This is a genomic window from Streptomyces sp. NPDC111656 (genome assembly GCF_055656965.1).
This window is the reverse complement of sequence record NZ_JBVKCA010000070.1, coordinates 1-3,377: the sequence shown is the minus strand read 5'-3', so window position 1 is coordinate 3,377 and position 3,377 is coordinate 1. Positions and strand designations below refer to the sequence as shown.

General features: G+C 68.0%; 4 protein-coding genes. 1 reads left to right on the top strand and 3 read right to left on the bottom strand.

What is annotated here, in order from left to right; translation table 11 throughout:
- The coding region (locus ACZ7M3_RS52710) for a transposase family protein (RefSeq protein ID WP_472073953.1) at positions 1 to 119 on the bottom strand (119 nt) is incomplete at its 3' end.
- Positions 120 to 327: 208 nt separating this feature from the next.
- Here ACZ7M3_RS52710 and ACZ7M3_RS52705 point away from each other — a divergent pair.
- Entirely contained in the window at positions 328 to 1,527 is a 1,200-nt protein-coding gene (locus tag ACZ7M3_RS52705) for an IS110 family RNA-guided transposase (protein WP_472073951.1), read from the top strand.
- Positions 1,528 to 1,532: 5 nt separating this feature from the next.
- Here ACZ7M3_RS52705 and ACZ7M3_RS52700 read toward each other — a convergent pair whose 3' ends face one another.
- A complete protein-coding gene (locus tag ACZ7M3_RS52700) occupies positions 1,533 to 2,195 on the bottom strand; it encodes a hypothetical protein (protein ID WP_472073949.1) in 663 nt (220 codons plus the stop codon).
- 549 nt (positions 2,196 to 2,744) lie between these two features.
- The coding region (locus ACZ7M3_RS52695; RefSeq protein ID WP_472073947.1) for a PP2C family protein-serine/threonine phosphatase at positions 2,745 to 3,377 on the bottom strand (633 nt) is incomplete at its 5' end.

The following is a 3,377-nucleotide window of genomic DNA, read 5'->3' as shown; positions in this document are numbered from 1 at the left end:
AAGCCGGAGGCAATCTGGGCCAGGGTGTCGTGTCGGCGCAGATACACCAGGCCGACCAGCGCACGCTGGTGCGGCGGGAGTTTGCAGCGGCGGTCACCCTCGCGGGTGACGATGAGCATGGTCACCCCTTAAGAATGGTCGTGGTCCGGGAGGACTGGGTGTAGCTGATGGTGACCTGCCATTGATGGCTCTGAGTGAGTGGCTGCCCGGTCCTTCGGGACGCTCCGGCTGCTGATTGAGAACTGCGGTCATCGCTGGTTAAGGGCTTGGCGGCGGAGTGTTCCCGGACCCAGAGGGTGCTGCTTCCAGAGGATCGGAGCAACGACGGTGACGGAACGTCATGAGCAGGTCTGGGTCGGCATCGACGCCGGCAAGGCCCATCACTGGGCTGTCGGAGTAAACGCCAGCGGAGAGAAAGTGTTCTCGAAAAAGGTCATCAACAGCGAGGACGAGATCCTTGCCCTGATCGTGACAGCATGCGAGATGGCCAACGAGGTGCAGTGGGCGGTGGATATCTGCGGCCGGTCCTCAACTCTGCTGCTCGCACTGCTAATCGCCAATGGCCAAAGCGTGGTGTATGTGCCTGGACGCACGGTCAGCCGAATGTCCGGGGCCTACCGCGGCGAAGGGAAGACCGACGCAAAGGACGCCCTGGTCATCGCAGACACCGCGCGTATGCGCCAGGACTTCACAGCCCTGAGCCTGCCGAACGAGACCGTGGCTGATCTCCAGTTACTCACCGCGCATCGAGCCGACCTGATCGCCGACCGGGTACGACTGATCAACCGGCTGCGCGATGCCCTGGTGGGCATCTGCCCTGCTCTGGAGCGGGCATTCGACTACTCGGCGGCCAAGGGGCCGGTCATCCTGCTGACCGAGTACCAGACACCGGCCGCCCTGCGGCAAGCCGGTGCCAAACAGCTCGCGGACCGGCTGGCACGACGCGCGGTCCGCAACGCAGCCAATGTCGCCGCCAGCGCACTCGAGGCAGCTCGCTCCCAGGTGACCACCCTGCCAGGCGAAAGGCGAGCCGCCAAACTCGTCTGCGACCTCGCCCATCAGCTCCTCATGCTCGACGAGTGGATCAAAGACACCGACCGAGAGATCCGCGAAGCCTTCCACCTCGACGAGCGCGCAGAAGTCATCGAATCCCTTCCCGGCATGGGCCCCATCCTCGGGGCCGAGTTCCTCGCCATCGTCGGAGACCTGTCCGGCTACGCAGACGCCGGCCGCCTGGCCGCCCACGCGGGACTGGCCCCGGTGTCACGCGACTCCGGTCGTCGAACCGGTAACCACCACCGGCCCAAGCGCTACCGCCGCCTGCGACACGTCCTATACATGGCCGCGCAGACCGCCATGATGCGCCCCGGCCCCTCCCGGGACTACTACCTCAAGAAACGTGCCGAAGGACTGATCCACACCCAGGCACTGCTCGCCCTCGCACGCCGCCGAGTTGACGTCCTATGGGCCATGCTCCGTGACAAGAGGCACTTCACACTCACTCCGCCAGTCGCCCAATCGGCTTGACACCATCATTGAGACTCACTCGACCGCGTCACCCCCTGCGGAGGGGCCCCGGTGGGAGGCGTCGCCTCGTCTGGGGGAGGTGCTGCCGGGACGGTCGGCGGGGTAAGCGTGTCGGTCGGCGGGGCGGCCGGCGGCTCGGGCTGTGCGGCCGCTTCAGCGTGTCCCGCGACCTGTTCAGCCGGTGCCGCCGCCAGGCCGGTGTCAGGTGCGGCCGGTTCGACCGGCGGTGGCGTCGGCCCACCGGGCCGTGTCCCGATACCGCCAGGCATCTCGTCCTCCCTTACCGGCCCCGGAGCACTCGGGCCTTGCTGCCCGGCCTCCGCCGCGTCGCCCATGGCCACATAGGCGCCGTGGCCGGTGCCCTCCGTCGCCTCTTCGTCCGCCTGCAGCTGCGAGGTCTCCGCGCTCGGTCCGGGCCGGGGCTGAGTCAGCCAGGCAACCGCCGCACCGGTCACCGCGACCGGCCACTCCACCACACCGGCCGCACCCAGCACCCCGGCTCCGGCGTACACAGCCAGTCGGCGGCTCCGGGGCGACACGGCCCCGATCTTGTCCAGTGTCCCCTCGGCGGCCTTGCTCACGACCCCGACGCCGGGAACCTTGCCCACTGCCGAGGCCGCATTCCGCAGGGGCGCGGTAAGGGCCGAGGACGACTTCTGCTCAGCCATGACTACTCCTCGTCAATGCCGGGATCACATTTCCTGCTTGCTGAGTGCCCCTGAGCGCGCCAACCATCCAGGATTCACCGGACATTTCGGAAGCAGACTTGTGCGTACGAGGAGCACCGCCCCGGGACGACGTGGAAACCAGCGTGAACCGGGCCGACCGGCCCGTCACAAAGCGAGAAACGTCGTCCACTTCGCAGACCTTGCGCGGCTGGAAGAGCCGGCGTCGACGACCAGGACCGGCCCACCGTCCGGAGGAGCTCCCTTTCGGTTGCGCGCGCGTTACTCGGGCGTTCGGCGCAGAGAACGATGAAACGCGCAGAGGCTCGTCGTTTTCCCGGTGACAAGACGGGCACCCGGCGGGTGAGCACAGTGACCGATCCGGCGGTTTTCGCCCCCACCCTTCGAGCGGGCTGAACGGGCCGGGTGCGGCCAGGGCGGGTGAGTATGCCAGCTCGTTCTCGAGTGGGCCACTGGTTGCGATGTGCCAGGAGGTGCGCATGCGGTGCTCACCCATTCAGCCCATGCTGAGTGTGGGACTCCTGCCGCTGCTCACGGTGGCCCCGGCATGCGCTCGATCGCCACCATGGCGGCGTCGTCATCCAGATATCCTCCGGCATGGCGCAACAGGTCCTGGCATAGGTGGGTCAGGAGAGCGTCGGGACCTTTGCCGGACTTGCCGACCGCCCGTTCCGCAAGCGGGTAGAACGTGCCGTTCCGGTCGCGGGCCTCGATGACGCCGTCCGTGTACAGGAGGGCGATGTCGCCGGGCTCGAAGGCGAACGTCTCCGGGAGGAGTTGGGATTCCACGAATTCGGTGAGACCCAGAGGAGGTGCCGGGTGGCGCACCTCGAGCAGGCCGACCTGGCCGCCGCGCAGCAGCAGGGGCGGGGGGTGCCCGCAGTTGATCATGTGAAGGGCCGGCTCGTGGTCCGGGACGTCCAGCACGGCGGCGGTGATGAATGCTTCGCCACGATCCTCGGCCTCGCCTTCGGTGGCCGCGGGGTCGTCCAGGTCCGAGGAGACGGTTCCCTCCAGGAAGGCGACCAACTCGGGCAGGTCGGCCTGTTTGTGGGCCGCGGCCCGGAACGCGCCGAGAAGGAGGGCGGCATCCCCGACCGCCTCGAGGCCCTTGCCCCTGACATCGCCGATGACGATCCGGGTCCCTTTGGCCGTGCGGGCGGC

Excerpts from the sequence above, each read along its gene's own strand:
- ACZ7M3_RS52700 (WP_472073949.1), bottom strand. The coding sequence starts at position 2,195 with ATGGCTGAGCAGAAGTCGTCCTCGGCCCTTACCGCGCCCCTGCGGAAT.